This window comes from Isoptericola sp. NPDC019571, assembly GCF_044389385.1.
GTDB classification, from domain to species: Bacteria; Actinomycetota; Actinomycetes; order Actinomycetales; family Cellulomonadaceae; genus Isoptericola; species Isoptericola nanjingensis.
In genome coordinates this window covers 1-14,728 of sequence record NZ_JBIRXZ010000013.1, presented here as the reverse complement: position 1 = coordinate 14,728, position 14,728 = coordinate 1, and the positions used below count along the sequence as shown (strand labels likewise).

Annotated in this window: 13 protein-coding genes and 2 riboswitches; of the genes, 9 read left to right on the top strand and 4 right to left on the bottom strand. The window is 72.6% G+C overall.

The window, feature by feature from the left end; genetic code table 11:
• Positions 1-3 precede the first annotated feature (3 nt).
• The 3 genes from ACH443_RS19115 (at position 4) to rfbB (ending at position 3,992) form a co-directional block, all read left to right on the top strand.
• On the top strand, positions 4-1,473 hold the full coding sequence (locus ACH443_RS19115; protein WP_430591205.1) for an NCS2 family permease: 1,470 nt from the start codon (positions 4-6) through the stop codon (positions 1,471-1,473).
• A gap of 175 nt (positions 1,474-1,648) precedes the next feature.
• Positions 1,649-2,962, top strand: a complete 1,314-nt coding sequence (locus tag ACH443_RS19110) for a UDP-glucose dehydrogenase family protein (protein ID WP_430591204.1) — start codon at positions 1,649-1,651, stop codon at positions 2,960-2,962.
• Positions 2,963-2,996: 34 nt separating this feature from the next.
• Positions 2,997-3,992: a dTDP-glucose 4,6-dehydratase gene (rfbB, locus tag ACH443_RS19105; RefSeq protein ID WP_430556598.1), complete on the top strand. Its 996-nt coding sequence runs from the start codon at positions 2,997-2,999 to the stop codon at positions 3,990-3,992.
• A gap of 13 nt (positions 3,993-4,005) precedes the next feature.
• Here rfbB and ACH443_RS19100 read toward each other — a convergent pair whose 3' ends face one another.
• A complete protein-coding gene (locus ACH443_RS19100) occupies positions 4,006-4,623 on the bottom strand; it encodes a dTDP-4-dehydrorhamnose 3,5-epimerase family protein (RefSeq protein WP_430591203.1) in 618 nt (205 codons plus the stop codon).
• A 59-nt stretch (positions 4,624-4,682) separates the two neighbouring features.
• On the opposite strand from ACH443_RS19100, the gene rfbD reads away from it, so the two are divergent.
• Positions 4,683-5,570, top strand: a complete 888-nt coding sequence (rfbD, locus tag ACH443_RS19095) for a dTDP-4-dehydrorhamnose reductase (RefSeq protein ID WP_430591202.1) — start codon at positions 4,683-4,685, stop codon at positions 5,568-5,570.
• 21 nt (positions 5,571-5,591) lie between these two features.
• Here rfbD and rfbA read toward each other — a convergent pair whose 3' ends face one another.
• On the bottom strand, positions 5,592-6,455 hold the full coding sequence (gene rfbA / locus ACH443_RS19090) for a glucose-1-phosphate thymidylyltransferase RfbA (protein ID WP_430591201.1): 864 nt from the start codon (positions 6,453-6,455) through the stop codon (positions 5,592-5,594).
• A 320-nt stretch (positions 6,456-6,775) separates the two neighbouring features.
• On the opposite strand from rfbA, the gene ACH443_RS19085 reads away from it, so the two are divergent.
• Complete coding sequence (locus ACH443_RS19085; protein ID WP_429764352.1) at positions 6,776-8,122, top strand: MFS transporter; 1,347 nt, start codon at positions 6,776-6,778, stop codon at positions 8,120-8,122.
• A gap of 28 nt (positions 8,123-8,150) precedes the next feature.
• Here ACH443_RS19085 and ACH443_RS19080 read toward each other — a convergent pair whose 3' ends face one another.
• Both ACH443_RS19080 and serC read right to left on the bottom strand, forming a co-directional pair.
• Complete coding sequence (locus ACH443_RS19080) at positions 8,151-8,984, bottom strand: MHYT domain-containing protein (protein ID WP_430591200.1); 834 nt, start codon at positions 8,982-8,984, stop codon at positions 8,151-8,153.
• A 132-nt stretch (positions 8,985-9,116) separates the two neighbouring features.
• Positions 9,117-10,301: a phosphoserine transaminase gene (serC, locus tag ACH443_RS19075; RefSeq protein ID WP_430591199.1), complete on the bottom strand. Its 1,185-nt coding sequence runs from the start codon at positions 10,299-10,301 to the stop codon at positions 9,117-9,119.
• 147 nt (positions 10,302-10,448) lie between these two features.
• On the opposite strand from serC, the gene ACH443_RS19070 reads away from it, so the two are divergent.
• The 4 genes from ACH443_RS19070 (at position 10,449) to ACH443_RS19055 (ending at position 14,602) form a co-directional block, all read left to right on the top strand.
• Positions 10,449-11,168 (top strand): metal-dependent transcriptional regulator, encoded by a 720-nt coding sequence (locus ACH443_RS19070; RefSeq protein WP_430556589.1) that lies wholly within the window; start codon positions 10,449-10,451, stop codon positions 11,166-11,168.
• Positions 11,169-11,299: 131 nt separating this feature from the next.
• A riboswitch (cyclic di-AMP (ydaO/yuaA leader) is annotated at positions 11,300-11,477 on the top strand.
• 3 nt (positions 11,478-11,480) lie between these two features.
• Positions 11,481-12,272, top strand: coding sequence for a C40 family peptidase (locus ACH443_RS19065; protein WP_429764356.1), 792 nt, complete (start codon positions 11,481-11,483; stop codon positions 12,270-12,272).
• 190 nt (positions 12,273-12,462) lie between these two features.
• Positions 12,463-12,649: riboswitch (cyclic di-AMP (ydaO/yuaA leader) on the top strand.
• Positions 12,650-13,462, top strand: a complete 813-nt coding sequence (locus ACH443_RS19060; RefSeq protein WP_429764357.1) for a C40 family peptidase — start codon at positions 12,650-12,652, stop codon at positions 13,460-13,462. It abuts the riboswitch before it with no gap.
• A 171-nt stretch (positions 13,463-13,633) separates the two neighbouring features.
• The gene (locus ACH443_RS19055) at positions 13,634-14,602 is read left to right on the top strand and encodes a universal stress protein (RefSeq protein WP_430556588.1); all 969 of its coding nucleotides are present in this window, start codon (positions 13,634-13,636) and stop codon (positions 14,600-14,602) included.
• Positions 14,603-14,728: the final 126 nt, after the last annotated feature.

Sequence of the window (14,728 nt, the reverse complement as noted above, 5' to 3'; positions counted from 1 at the left end):
CCCATGGCGAACCAGACCACCGCGCCGCCGCAGGGCGAGCTGAGCGCGATCGACCGCTTCTTCAAGATCACCGAGCGAGGCTCCACCATCGGCGCGGAGATCCGCGGCGGTCTGGTGACGTTCTTCGCGATGAGCTACATCATCGTGCTCAACCCGCTGATCATCGGCACGGTGCCCGACGGCACCGGGCAGGTGCTGGGCGGCGGCACCGAGGCCACGCCGGAGTCGCTCGGCATGGTCGCCGCGGCCACGGCGCTGATCGCCGGAGTCGCGACGCTCCTCATGGGCGTCTTCGCGAACTACCCGCTCGGCCTGGCCGCCGGCCTCGGCCTCAACGCCGTCGTCGCCTACTCGATCGCCAGCATCGAGAACGTCACCTGGGCCGACGCCATGGGCCTCGTGGTGATCGAGGGCATCATCATCCTGATCCTCGTGCTCACCGGGTTCCGCGAGGCCGTGTTCAACGCCGTGCCCGTGGAGCTCAAGACGGCGATCAGCGTCGGCATCGGCATGTTCATCGCGCTGGTCGGCCTCGTCAACGCCGGCTTCGTCGTGCCCGGCGAGGGCACGATCGTCGCACTCGGCAACCTCGGCACGTGGCCGATGCTCGTGTTCATCGTCGGCCTCGTGCTCACCATCGTCCTGTTCGTGCGCAAGGTGCGCGGCGCCATGCTGGTCGCGATCGTCACGGCGACGGCGCTCGCCGTCGTGCTGGAGAACACGCTCCACATCGGTGCCAAGAGCGCGGAGAACCCGGACGGCTTCAACCTCAACGCGCCCACGTTCTCGGGCGTGGTCACGACGCCGGACCTCGGCCTGATCGGTCAGTTCTCCCTGCTGGGCTCGTTCCAGAACATCGCGGCCGTGTCCGTGGTCCTCATCGTCTTCTCGCTGCTCATCGCGGACTTCTTCGACACGATGGGCACCATGGTCGCCGTCGGCGCCGAGGGCAAGCTGCTCGACAAGGACGGCAACCCGCCGCGCACGCGCGCCATCCTCGTGGCCGACTCGCTCGCCGCCGTCCTGGGCGGCGTCGGCAGCACGTCGTCCAACACCGCGTACGTGGAGTCGACGACGGGCGTCGGCGCCGGCGCGCGCACGGGCTTCGCCGCCGTCGTCACCGGCGTCCTGTTCCTGCTCGCGACGTTCATGTCGCCCGTCGTCGCGCTGGTGCCCTACGAGGCCGCCGCGCCCGCCCTCGTCTTCGTGGGCTACCTGATGATGGCGCAGGTCGCGGGCATCTCGTGGCGCAACGTCGAGATCGCCATCCCGGCGTTCCTCACGATCATCATCATGCCGTTCACGTACTCCATCGCCGACGGCATCGGCGCCGGCTTCATCGCCTTCGTGATCATCAAGCTCGCGCTCGGCAAGGTGCGCCAGATCCACGCGCTCATGTGGGTCGCCGCGGCCATGTTCCTCGTCTACTTCACGCTCGAGCCGATCCAGACCGCACTCGGCCTCGGCGGCTGACGACAGCGGCCCTGCACGGCCCCGGGCCGGTCCTCGCGACCGGTCCGGGGCCGTCGTGCCGTCCGAGACGCGCAGGTCTCGGCCTCGTCCGTCGTCGTGCCGCGACCTAGAGTGAGCGCGGGGCACCCTCGGGTACCTCGTCATCCCACGGGTGCCTCGACGAAGGGCAGCGAACGTGCAGGTCTCGGTGATCGGTCTGGGCTATCTCGGTGCGGTGCACGCGGCGAGCCTGGCCCACCTCGGGCACGACGTCGTGGGGGTCGACGTCGACGCCGCACGGGTGGACGCGCTGGCCGCGGGCAAGGCCCCGTTCTTCGAGCCGGGGCTGGACGACCTGTTGTCGCAGGTCACGGCCACAAAACGGCTGACGGTCTCGACCGACATGGCGGCCGTCGCGGGCTCGAAGGTGCACTTCGTGTGCGTCGGGACGCCGCAGCGGAAGGACAGCCCCGCGGCGGACCTCGCCTTCGTCGACGCCGCGGTCGGTGAGCTGGTCGAACACCTCGGGACGGGTGAGATCGTGGTGGGCAAGTCCACCGTCCCCGTGGGCACCGCGCAGCGACTCGCGGGCGTCGTCGCGGCGGCGCAGCCTGGGGCGGTGCTCGCCTGGAACCCGGAGTTCCTGCGCGAGGGTTTCGCCGTCCAGGACACCCTGCGGCCCGACCGCCTCGTCTACGGCGTGCCCGACGGCGCGGCGGGGGAGCGGGCCGTGGCCGCGCTCGACGCCGTCTTCGCCGGACCGCTCGCCGCGGGCGTGCCACGCATCGTCACGGACTACCCGACGGCCGAGCTGGTGAAGGTGGCTGCCAACTCGTTCCTCGCCACCAAGATCTCCTTCATCAACGCCATGGCGGAGCTGTGCGAGGTGGCGGGGGGTGACGTCGCGCGCCTCGCGGACGCGATCGGCCACGACGTGCGCATCGGGCGGCGCTTCCTCAACGCCGGCCTCGGCTTCGGCGGGGGCTGTCTGCCCAAGGACATCCGTGCGTTCCGTGCCCGCGCCGACGAGCTCGGCGCGGGCGACGCGGTCGCCTTCCTGGGCGAGGTGGACGCCATCAACGTGCGGCGCCGCACCCGCATGGTCGACCTGGCGTCCGAGGTGCTGGGCGGGATGGTCGACGGCGCGGAGGTCACGGTGCTCGGGGCCGCGTTCAAGCCCGACAGCGACGACGTCCGCGACTCGCCCGCCCTCGACGTCGCGACCCGCCTGTCCGAGCTGGGCGCGGTCGTCACGGTCCACGACCCGCAGGCCATCGACAACGCCCGCGCCAAGCAGCCGCACCTCCACTACGAGCGTGACATGGAGGCCGCGCTCGCCGGCGCGGACGCCGTCCTCCTGCTCACGGAGTGGAAGCAGTACCGCGACCTCGACCCGGAGCGGGTGGGGACGCTCGTCGCGCAGCGCACGATCCTCGACGGACGGAACGCCCTGGACCGCGCCGCGTGGACCGGCAGCGGCTGGCAGTATCGTGCTCTCGGCCGGCGCTGAGCCGGTCGTCCCTCCACGGATGGGTTCAGGTCTCATGCGCGTTCTGGTCACCGGCGGCGCCGGGTTCATCGGGGCGAACTTCGTCCAGCAGACGGTGTCGGAGCGTCCGGACGCCGTGGTGACGGTGCTGGACGCGTTGACGTACGCCGGGGACCGGTCGTCGTTGGACCCCGTCGCGGACCGGGTGAGCTTCGTGCAGGGGTCGATCACCGACGCGGAGCTGGTGGACGGCCTGGTCGCGGACGCGGACGTCGTCGTGCACTTCGCCGCGGAGTCGCACAACGACAACTCGCTGACGGACCCGTCGCCGTTCGTGCAGACCAACGTGGTGGGCACGTTCACCCTGCTGGAGGCGGTGCGCCGCCACGGGGTGCGGTACCACCACATCTCGACGGACGAGGTGTACGGCGACCTGCCGCTGGAGGGCGACGAGAAGTTCACGCCGGCGACGCCGTACAACCCCTCGAGCCCGTACTCGTCGACGAAGGCCGGCTCCGACCTGCTGGTGCGCGCCTGGGTGCGCTCGTTCGGCATCGAGGCGACGATCTCGAACTGCTCGAACAACTACGGCCCGTACCAGCACGTGGAGAAGTTCATCCCGCGGCAGGTCACCAACCTCATCGACGGGATCCGGCCCCGCCTGTACGGGGCGGGGCTGAACGTGCGCGACTGGATCCACGTCCACGACCACAACACCGCCGTGTGGGCGATCATCGACCGCGGCCGCGTCGGGGAGACGTACCTCATCGGCGCCGACGGCGAGACGAACAACCTCGAGGTGGTCCGCACCCTGAACGAGCTGTTCGGGCGCGACGCGGACGACTTCGACCACGTCGCCGACCGGCCCGGGCACGACCTGCGCTACGCCATCGACGCCACGAAGCTGCGCACCGAGCTCGGCTGGACCCCGCAGTTCACCGACTTCCGCTCCGGCCTGGCCGCGACGGTCGCCTGGTACCGGGCGAACGAGGTCTGGTGGCGCCCCGCCAAGGCGGCCGTGGAGGCGAAGTACGCCCGCAGCGGCCAGTAGGGGCCGCGCGGCGTCAGGCGCGCAGCGACGCGAGGTAGTGCTGGACTTCGTCGAGGGTGGGCAGCAGACCCTGGGCCCTCGCCTCGGCGAGGCGAGGGGCGGCGGTGTCCTTGTCGGACAGCTGAGCCACGAGGGGCGACCCGTCGCGCGCCGTCGTGGGCCACTCGATGCCGACCTCGGGGTCCAGGGGGTGGATGCCGTGCTCGTGGCCGGGGTCGTAGCCGGCGGAGCACAGGTAGAGCACGGTCGAGTCGTCCTCCAGGGACATGAACGCGTGCCCGAGACCCTCGCCCAGGTAGATGGCGCGGCGGTCGACGTCGTCGAGCAGGACGGAGTCCCACCGCCCGAAGGTGGGCGAGCCGACGCGGACGTCGACGACGACGTCGAGGACGGCGCCCTTCGCGCAGGTGACGTACTTCGCCTGGCCGGGCGGGACGTCGGCGAAGTGGATGCCGCGCAGCACGCCGGCGGCGGACACCGAGGCGTTGGCCTGCTGCAGGTCGAGCGGGTGGCCGACGGCGTCCGCGAACGGCCCGGCCTTGAACCACTCGAGGAAGACGCCGCGAGGGTCGCCGTGCTGCTGCGGGACGATCTCGTACGCGCCGGGGACGGCCAGCTCGCGGATCTGCACGGGGCGCTCCTTCGCGGGTCTCGGCCGGGTGTCGAGGATGGGGTGGCCCGTAGGATCCTATGGTGACCGAGACCACGACGGTGCCGCCAGCCACCCCCGCGTCCCGACGCTGGCTGGTCGTCGGCGCCGCGGGCATGCTGGGCACCGACCTGCTGGCTCGCCTCCGGGACGGCGGCGCGGACGTCGTCGGGCTGGGCCGGGCAGACCTCGACGTCACGGACGCCGACGCCGTCCTGGCCGCGGTGCGCGGGTCCGACGTCGTGGTCAACTGCGCGGCGTGGACGGCGGTCGACGACGCCGAGGCCCACGAGGACGACGCGTTCCGCGTCAACGCGACCGGGGCGGCGCACCTCGCGCGGGCCGCGCACCAGGAGGGTGCACGCCTCGTGCAGGTGTCCACCGACTACGTGTTCGACGGCGCCGCGACCGCGCCCTACGCCGAGGATGCGCCGCTCGCGCCGGTGTCGGCGTACGGGCGCACCAAGGCCGCGGGGGAGTGGGCCGTGCGCGCGGAGGCGCCGGACCACCTGACCGTGCGCACGGCCTGGCTGTACGGGGCGCACGGGGGCTGCTTCCCCAAGACGATGGCGCGCCTGGGGGCCGAGAACGACCGCCTCGCGGTCGTGGACGACCAGGTCGGCCAACCCACCTGGACCCGTGACCTGGCCGACCTGATCGTCCGGCTCGTCGAGGCGGACGCCCCGGCGGGGACGTACCACGGCACGGCGTCGGGCCGGACGTCGTGGTTCGGGTTCACCCGCCGCATCCTCGCGTCCGCGGGCCTGACGACCCCGCTGGAGCCCACGACGTCCGACGCGTTCGTCCGCCCCGCACCGCGGCCGGGGTTCTCCGTGCTCGGCCACGGCGCCCTGGCGGCCGCCGGCGTCGCGCCCATCGGCGACTGGGCGGAGCGCTGGGACGCCGCCGCGGCCGAGGTGCTGGCCTGAGCCCGTCCGGTCGTCGGCGGGCTACTGCTCGAGCAACCCGAGCAGATACGTGCCGTAGCCGGACTTGGTGAGCTTCTCGGCGCGCTCGCGAAGCTCGTCGTCCGACAGGAAGCCGCGCCGCCACGCGACCTCCTCGGGCGCGCCCACCTTGAGCCCCTGGCGGCGCTCGATCGTGCGGACGAAGTCGGACGCCTCCAGCAGGGAGTCGAACGTGCCGGTGTCGAGCCAGGCGGTGCCGCGCGGCAGCACCTCCACGTGCAGGTCCCCGCGCTCGAGGTAGGCGCGGTTGACGTCGGTGATCTCGTACTCGCCGCGCGGCGACGGTTCCAGGCCCTTGGCGATCTCGACCACGTCGTTGTCGTAGAAGTAGAGGCCGGGCACGGCGTAGCTCGACTTCGGCTGCGCCGGCTTCTCCTCCAGCGACACGGCGCGCCCGTCGGCGTCGAACTCGACCACGCCGTACGCCGTCGGGTCCGCGACCCGGTAGGCGAACACGGCGCCGCCGTCGACGGACGTGTACTTCTGCAGCTGGTCGCCCAGCCCCTGCCCGTAGAAGATGTTGTCGCCGAGCACCAGCGCCGCGGCGTCCGACCCGATGAACTCCTCGCCCAGCACGAACGCCTGCGCCAGCCCGTTCGGCACCTGCTGCACCGAGTAGGAGATCGAGATGCCGAACTGCGACCCGTCGCCCAGCAGCCGACGGAACTGCTCGGCGTCGTGCGGCGTCGTGATCACCAGCACGTCGCGGATGCCCGCGAGCAGGAGCGTCGACAGCGGGTAGTAGATCATCGGCTTGTCGAAGACCGGCACGAGCTGCTTGCTGATCCCCAAGGTGATCGGGTGCAGCCGGGTGCCGCTGCCGCCGGCCAGGATGATCCCACGCATCGTCCCTCTGTTCCTCTGTCGCTCGTGCCCAGGAATGAGTCGGTGTGTCCTCCGTGCCGTGCGTCACGACGGACGGGTCGGACCATCGTCGCGCATGTTCCGGGCATCGGCCATGACCCGAACCGCCGCAGCTGCTCCAGGGTCTCCACGAGGACACCTCCTTGCGTGCGGCGCAGACCTGGCGCCCAGGCCGTGGGACGCGTCACTCCCCGGGCTGGGAATAGAACGATTCGATAGTCTGTTGCCACGGTCGACGACACCCCGAGGAGAAGGAGATCCGTGGCCCCCGCGAGCGACGAACAAGCCGGGGAGCTCGACCGATGAGCGCCACCTTCTCCTCCCTCAGGTACACGAACTACCGCATCTGGTTCGCAGCCGCCCTCGTCGCCAACGTCGGCACGTGGATGCAGCGCATCGCCCAGGACTGGATCGTCCTCACCGACCTCAGCGACGACTCCGGCATCGCCGTCGGCCTCACCACGGCCCTCCAGTTCGTGCCGTTCCTCCTGCTGTCCCCGTGGGCGGGCGTGCTCGCCGACCGGCTGCCGCGCCGTCGTCTCCTCATGGCCACCCAGGGCGGGATGGGCGTGCTGGCCCTCGCGCTGGGCGTCCTCGTGCTGTCCGGGCGGGCGGAGCTGTGGCACGTCTACGTCTTCGCGCTCCTGCTCGGCGTCGTGTCCGCGCTGGACAACCCCGCGCGACAGACCTTCGTCGCCGACATGGTGCCGGCCTCCAAGCTGCCCAACGCCGTCGGCCTGAACAGCGCGTCGTTCAACGCCGCGCGCCTCATCGGGCCGGGCGTCGCCGGGCTGCTCATCGCCGCCGTCGGCGCCGGCTGGGTGTTCATGATCAACGGCGTCACCTTCGGGGCGACGATCGCGGCCCTGGCCCTCATGCGGGTCCGGGAGCTGCGGCCGCAGGCGGCGGCGCCGCGCGCCAAGGGGCAGATCCGCGAGGGCGTGCGCTACGTGCGCCAGCGGTCCGACATCGTCGTGATCATGGTCGTGATGTTCGTCGTCTCGACGTTCGGCCTGAACTTCCAGCTCACCTCGGCGCTCATGGCGCGCGTCGAGTTCGGCCGCGGGGCGAGCGAGTACGGCATCCTCGGCTCGGTGCTGGCGATCGGCTCCCTCGCGGGGGCGCTGCTCGCCGCCCGCCGGGACCGCCCGCGGGTGCGCCTGGTGATCGGCTCGGCGTTCGCCTTCGCGGTCACGACGGCGGTGCTCGGGCTCATGCCGACCTACTCGTCGTTCGTGCTGGCGTGCATCCCCGTGGGGCTGGCGTCGCTCACGATGATGACGGCGGCCAACAGCGCGCTGCAGGTCTCGACCGACCCCGTGATGCGCGGCCGGGTGATGGCGCTCTACATCATGATCTTCCAGGGCGCGACGCCGATCGGGTCGCCGATCGTCGGCTGGATCGGCGAGGCGTGGGGCCCTCGCTGGTCGATCCTCGTGGGCTCGATCGCCACGTTCCTCGTCGCCGCCGGCGCGACCGTCTGGGCGGTGCGGCGCTGGCACCTGCGGGTGCGCTACCGGGTGCTGTCCCGGCCCCACCTCGAGGTCGTCTACCTCGACCGCGAGGTGCTCGACGGCGTCACCACGCGCGACGGTGTGCGGCGCGAGCTGAGCCGCGCCGACGCCGAGCGGGTGCCGACGACGGCCTGACCCGCTCGGACGGCGCCCGGACGACCGCTCAGTGCCGGTGCGCGGCCGGCTCGTGGCGGGAGGAGCGACGCGGCGGCGGGGTGATCCCGTGGGCACGCCGCTGCATCCGCGCCTCGAACTCCTGCTGGTCGTGCATCTCCTCCTCGTTCGGCCACATCAGGACGACGAAGATGAGCGCGACCGTGAGCGCCGCGATCCCGAGGATGAGCGGGCCGAGCAGGTCGATGGCGGTGGTGCCGGTCGTCGGCACCCCCGGCGTCCCGGTGATCGTCAGCGCGGCCATGCCGGTGTAGTGCATGCCGCTGACGGCGACGCCCATGATGAGGGCCGCACCGAGTGTCGCGGCGCGTCCGCGCACGTTCACGCTGAGCCAGAGGGCCGCCGTCGCCGCGACGATCGCGATGAGCACCGACAGGCCCACCACCGGCAGCGAGAACTCCATGTGGCCGGTCATGCGCATGGCGGCGATGCCCATGTAGTGCATCGCGGCCACGCCGAGCCCGGCGACGATGCCGCCGGAGACCAGCCACAGGGGCCGGTCGCCCGCGAAGCCGACGAGGAACAGCCCGAGCGCGACGACGACCACGGCCACGAGGGCGCTGAGGATCGTCTGCGGCACGTCGTAGTTGATCGGCATGTCCGTGACCGTGAAGCCGAGCATGGCGATGAAGTGCATGACCCAGACGCCCGTGCCGCCGATCGCGACGGAGGCCACCAGCAGCCATGCCGCGCGCGTCGTCGTGTCCGTCGCGGCGCGGGCGCGCGCCGTCGCGGACAAGCCGGTCGCCGCGCCGAGGCATGACGCGACGTACGCGAGCAGCGGGGTGATCAGCCCGTAGGTGAAATGGTGCATCTCCGGCATGCGGGGTCTCCCGGATACATCGCCTGTCTGTGACGAGGCGGCACGTTATCAGCCCGTGACCTGGTGGGTGAAAAACGTCCGCTGACCGGGGGCGATGCAAGGCGTGTCCGGGTGGGGCCGCCGGCGGAAGCGTCAGCCGAGGTGCGCCACCACGTGGTCGACGCACGCCGTGAGGGCACGGACGTCGTCGGGTTCGACGGCGGGGAAGACGCCCACGCGCAGCTGGTTGCGGCCGAGCTTGCGGTACGGGAACACGTCCACGACGCCGTTCTCCCGCAGGACGCGCACGACGGCGGTGGCGTCGATCGCGTCGTCCAGGTCGATCGTCGCCACGACCGTGGACCGCTCGGCCGGGTCGGCGACGAAAGGCGTCGCCCAGTCGCGCGCGTCCGCCCAGTCGTAGAGCACGCCGGCGGACTCTGCCGTGCGCGCGCTCGACCACGCGAGGCCGCCCTGCTCCAGGAGCCACTCGACCTGCTCGGCGAGCAGCACCAGCGTCGCGACCGCCGGCGTGTTCAGCGTCTGATCGAGGCGAGAGTTCGCGAGCGCGGTCGTCAGCGACAGGAACTCCGGCACCCACCGCCCGGTGGCCGTCCCGGCGGACGCCTCCACGCGCTCGGCGCGCTCGACCGCGGCGGGCGAGCAGGCGGCGAGCCACAGGCCGCCGTCGGCCGCGAAGACCTTCTGCGGGCCGAAGTAGTAGACGTCGGTGTCGGCGACGTCGACGGGCAGCGCGCCCGCGCCCGACGTCGCGTCCACGAGCAGCAGGGCCCCGTCGGCGCGCGCGCCGGGCACCTGGCGCACCGGCGCCATCGCCCCCGTGGAGGTCTCGTTGTGCGGCGTCGCGTACACGTCGACGCCGTCGACCGGCGTGAGGTGCGCCACGGTGCCGGGCTCGGCCGACACCACGTCCGGGTCGGCGAGGAAGGGCGCGCGCGTCGTCGCCGCGGCGAACTTCCCGCCGAACTCCCCGAACACGGCGTGCTGCGCGCGGCGCTCGACGAGGCACGCGGCGGCGACCTCCCAGAACGCCGACGAGCCGCCGTTCCCGAGCGCCACCTCGTACCCGTCGGGCAGGGCGAACAGCTCGCCGAGGCCTGCGCGGACGCGCCGCACGAGGTCCTTCACCGCCGGCTGCCGGTGCGACGTCCCCAGCACCGGGGCCGCCGGGTCGCCCGCCGCGGCCAGCGCGGCCACCTGGGTGGGGCGCACCTTGGACGGCCCGGAACCGAACCTGCCGTCGGACGGGAGCAGCGACGCGGGGATGACCACGCTCGGGTGGCTCGAACGGCTCGGGTGGCTCGACGCAGCGGGCATGGTGTCTCCGGTTCCGGGCGAGTGGGAGCGGTCGTGGGTGGGGCAGGGCAGGATGTCTCGTCGGGAGCGCGCACGACGGCGCCGCGCGACCCGTCCTGCGCCCACGCGTGCGAATAGACTAGGCCGCGCCGAAAGACGGGAGTGGACGTGACCGACCTGATCGACACCACCGAGATGTACCTCAAGACGATCTACGAGCTCGGTGAGGAGGGCATCCCGCCGCTCCGCGCCCGCATCGCGGAGCGACTGGGGCACTCCGGGCCGACGGTGTCGCAGACGGTGGCGCGCATGGAACGCGACGGTCTCGTCGTCGTGACGGGCGACCGGCACCTGGAGCTCACCGAGGCCGGGCAGGCCAAGGCGACCCGCGTGATGCGCAAGCACCGCCTCGCCGAGCGGCTCCTCACCGACGTCATCAAGCTCGACTGGGAGCACGTGCACACCGAGGCGTGCCGCTGGGAGCACGTGATGAGCGACCTCGTCGAGAAGCGGCTCGTCACCCTGCTCGACCACCCCCACGTCGACCCGTACGGCAACCCGATCCCGGGGCTGTCCGAGCTGGGGGAGCAGTACCAGGACGTGCCGTTCCTGGAGGGCGTGCAGTCCCTGCCGGGCGTGCTCGAGGCGCGCCGGGCGAAGGGCCTGACGGACGGCGACGGCGTCGAGCTGGTGCTCCAGCGGATCGCCGAGCCGCTCCAGGTGGACATCGAGCTGCTGGCGCGTCTCGCCGAGTCCGGCCTCGTGCCGGGCGCGCAGATCGTCGCGCGCACCGCGGGCGAGGACGTCGCGGTGGAGGTCGAGGGGTCCGGCATCGTGCTCGACCTGCCCGAGGAGCTGGCGAAGCACCTGTTCGTCGCGAGCCGCTGACCTGCGGTCCGGCTCCTGCTCCGGGCCGGCACGCCACATCGTGACCGCAGCGTGACATCGCCCGGGGTTGTCCGGTACGGTCGGGGCGCTCGCCGGAGTTCATCCTGCGGGCGCTCGACCGGACCGCCGAACCCTGCCACCGGCCGAGCTCCACGGACATCCGCACGGCAGGAGCGGGGGACCCACTTCGGGCGTCGGAGACGACGTCCTCGGGGTGAAGCCGGACGGGCCCGGTCACGGGAACGGACGGCCGGGTGTTTCTCCCACCCGAACCCGACAGCTGACCTCGCAGGCGACAGGAGAGGTAGACACGTGAGCGCACGCACGAACCACGGCCGGCACCGCGCCGCCCGTCGTCCGATCGCCCTCGCCCCGTCCGGCGCCGCAGGCCGCCGTGTGGCCGTGGCCGCCGCCGCCGGTGGCCTCCTGGTCTCGACCTTCGCCAGCGCGGGTGCCGCGCAGGCCGCCCCGGTCGACACCGACGCCGCCAAGAAGCTCAGCACCGTCGACCTCGGTGCCCTGACCGACCAGGCCCGCGAGGCCCTCGAGGCCGCGCCGGTCGTCACCGTCGACGCCAAGGCCAAGGTCGACGTCGAGAAGGTCACCGCCAAGATCGCGGCCGAGGCCGAGATCACCCCGGCGCCCGAGCCCGAGCCGGAGCCCGTCGTCGAGCAGGTCGCCGACACGTCGTCCACCGACGACGCGTCCCGGTCCTCGGAGACGGCGTCCCGCTCCGACGAGCGCGAGGCCGTCGAGGCGCCGGCGTCCGCCAACGGCTCCGCGATCGTTTCCATCGCGATGCGCTACGTGGGCGTCCCGTACGTCTCCGGCGGCAGCAGCCCGTCCGGCTTCGACTGCTCCGGCCTCACCCAGTACGTCTACGCGCAGGTCGGCATCAACCTGCCGCGCACCTCGTCCGCCCAGCGCAACGCCGGTACCGTCGTCTCCGCCTCCGAGGCGAAGCCGGGCGACCTGGTCTGGACCCCGGGTCACGTCGCGATCTACGCCGGCGACGGCATGCAGATCGACGCCCCGAAGCCGGGCGACGTCGTCAAGTACCGCGCCATCTGGCAGTCGAACCCCACCTTCATCCGCGTCGGCTGAGTCCGTCCGACACGCTCCCGGAGCCCCGTCGCGCCCTGTGCGCGGCGGGGCTCCGTCGTGCGCGGGTAACCGGTTCGACCTGGGTGGATGTGACCTACGGCACGGTGTCCACAGGTGCTGTGACCGAAACGTGACATCGACTCCCGGGTCCGCTACGGTGTCAACCACTCGGCGGGTGATCCGCCGGGTCTCGACCGGAACGCCGAGCCCTGCAGCCGGTCGGGGACCTTGACCGCACGCAGGGGCGGGGGACCCAATTTCGGGCGCTGTTCCACGGCGTCCTTGGGGTGAAGTCGCACGGACCTGGTCCGTGAGGCCGGGTGTTTCTCCCACCCGAACCCGACAGCTGACCTCGTAGGCGACAGGAGAGGGAACACGTGAACGCACGTACCACGCGCGCCCGGCACCGTGCCGCGCGCCGTCCGCTCGGCGGGCTGGTCCAGAGCGTCAGCTCCTCGGTGACCGGTCGTCGGGCCGTCGTCGCCGCAGCTGCCGGCGGCCTGCTCGTCTCGACCTTCGCCAGCGCGAGCGCCGCCCAGGCGGCCCCGGTCGACACCGACTCGGCGAAGAAGCTCAGCACCGTCGACCTGGGTGCCCTGAGCGACCAGGCCCGCGAGGCGCTCGAGGCCGCCCCGGTCGTCACGGTCGAGGCCAAGGCCAAGGTCGACGTCGAGACCATCAGCAAGAAGGCGATCTCCAAGTCGGAGATCACCCCGGCCCCCGAGCCGGAGCCCGAGCCCGAGCCGGTCGTCGAGGAGGAGAGCACCGAGCGCTCCACCCAGACCGTCTCCCGCACCGCGGAGCGCACCGAGGCGCCGGCGGCAGCCGAGACCTCGTCCAGCTCGTCGCTCGGCCAGCAGGCCGTCTCGATCGCGATGCGCTACATCGGGACGCCCTACGTCGTCGGCGGCGCCAGCCCGTCCGGCTTCGACTGCTCGGGTCTCACGTCCTACGTCTACGGCCAGCTCGGCATCGACCTGCCCCGGACCTCGTCCGACCAGCGCTACGCCGGCACGGAGATCCCCTTCTCCGAGCTGCAGCCGGGCGACCTCATCTGGAGCCCGGGCCACATCGGCATCTACGCGGGCGACGGGATGGTCGTCGAGGCCTCCCGCCCGATCAACTGGGAGACCGGCTACCACAAGATGTGGCAGTCCGAGTCGGAGGCCGTCGCCCTGCGCGTGTTCTGACGCCACGCGGCCAGCCGCACCCGGACCTCGTCGACCCTCGTGCTCCCGAGCACGGGGGTCGACGTGTCTGGGCGCCGCTTTGCTGTGCCTTGCGCCATCCTTTCGCTACGCTTGAACCAGGCGCCCTCGACGACGAGGGTGAGCTCCTCGCCAGCGGACAGGAGGCGCGAGATGACACGGCCTGAGGTCGTCCTGGTAGGTGTCGACGGGTCTGCAGCCAGCCTGCACGCCCTCGACTGGGCTGCCGCGTACGCGCGGCGTGTGGGATGGGGGCTGCACGTCGTCTGTTCCTACTCGTTGCCGTCGTTCACGGCCGCGTCGCTCGACGGCGGGTACGCCGCCCTGGACGACACCGCGATCCAGGAGGGCGCCAAGGCGGTCCTCGCCGAGGCGGAGGAGCGCGTCGCCGCCAGCGGGGTCCCGGTGACGGGCACCGTGGCGACGGGAGACGCCGCCGGCGTGCTCGTCGAGATGTCGCGCGAGCACGCGCTCGCCGTCGTCGGTACCCGGGGCAAGGGCGGGTTCACCGAGCGGTTGCTCGGCACCGTCTCGTCGGCCCTGCCGGCGCACGCGCACTGCCCCACGGTGGTGGTGCCCTACCGCGGCGACGGCGGCGGCAGCACCGACGCCGCGGAGCGTCGCGACGGCGACGCGGTGCACGAGGTGCGCCGCATCGTCGTGGGTGTCGACGGGTCGCCGTCGGCCGAGGTCGCGCTGAAGCACGCCGTCGCGCAGGCGAGGGCTTGGGACGCGGAGCTCGTCGCCGTCGCCGGCGTGCCGCTCGGGGGCGGGGCGGGGATCCTGGCCTGGCTGCCGTCGCAGATCGACCACGAGACCGTCCTTGCCGACGTCAAGGCCGGCCTCGACGTGACCGTGGACCGAGCCCAGGCTGCGAACCCGGGCGTGACGATCAAGCGGCACGTGCTCGACGGCACGGGCGCCGAGCTGCTCACCGAGTTCTCCACGGGCGCCGACCTCGTCGTGGTCGGCTCCCGCGGACGCGGGGGCTTCCGCGGTCTGCTGCTCGGGTCCACCAGCCAGGCGGTGCTGCACCACTCCGCCTGCCCGGTGCTGGTCGTGACGCGCAAGTGCGACGAGGAGCTCGACCAGGACGGCACGGACTCCGCCTCCGCCGCCTGACGCTGTGAGCGGGGGGGGGGGGGCCCGGGGGGGGGCCCCCCCGGGGGCCCCCCCCCCCCCCCCCCCCCCCCCCGGGGGCCCCCCGCGGGGGGGCCCCCCCCCCCCCCCCCCCGCCGCGCCCCCCCC

Excerpts from the sequence above, each read along its gene's own strand:
- ACH443_RS19115 (WP_430591205.1), top strand. The coding sequence starts at position 4 with ATGGCGAACCAGACCACCGCGCCGCCGCAGGGCGAGCTGAGCGCGATC.
- rfbB (WP_430556598.1), top strand. The coding sequence starts at position 2,997 with ATGCGCGTTCTGGTCACCGGCGGCGCCGGGTTCATCGGGGCGAACTTC.
- rfbD (WP_430591202.1), top strand. The coding sequence starts at position 4,683 with ATGGTGACCGAGACCACGACGGTGCCGCCAGCCACCCCCGCGTCCCGA.
- rfbA (WP_430591201.1), bottom strand. The coding sequence starts at position 6,455 with ATGCGTGGGATCATCCTGGCCGGCGGCAGCGGCACCCGGCTGCACCCG.
- ACH443_RS19085 (WP_429764352.1), top strand. The coding sequence starts at position 6,776 with ATGAGCGCCACCTTCTCCTCCCTCAGGTACACGAACTACCGCATCTGG.
- ACH443_RS19080 (WP_430591200.1), bottom strand. The coding sequence starts at position 8,984 with ATGCCGGAGATGCACCATTTCACCTACGGGCTGATCACCCCGCTGCTC.
- serC (WP_430591199.1), bottom strand. The coding sequence starts at position 10,301 with ATGCCCGCTGCGTCGAGCCACCCGAGCCGTTCGAGCCACCCGAGCGTG.
- ACH443_RS19055 (WP_430556588.1), top strand. The coding sequence starts at position 13,634 with ATGACACGGCCTGAGGTCGTCCTGGTAGGTGTCGACGGGTCTGCAGCC.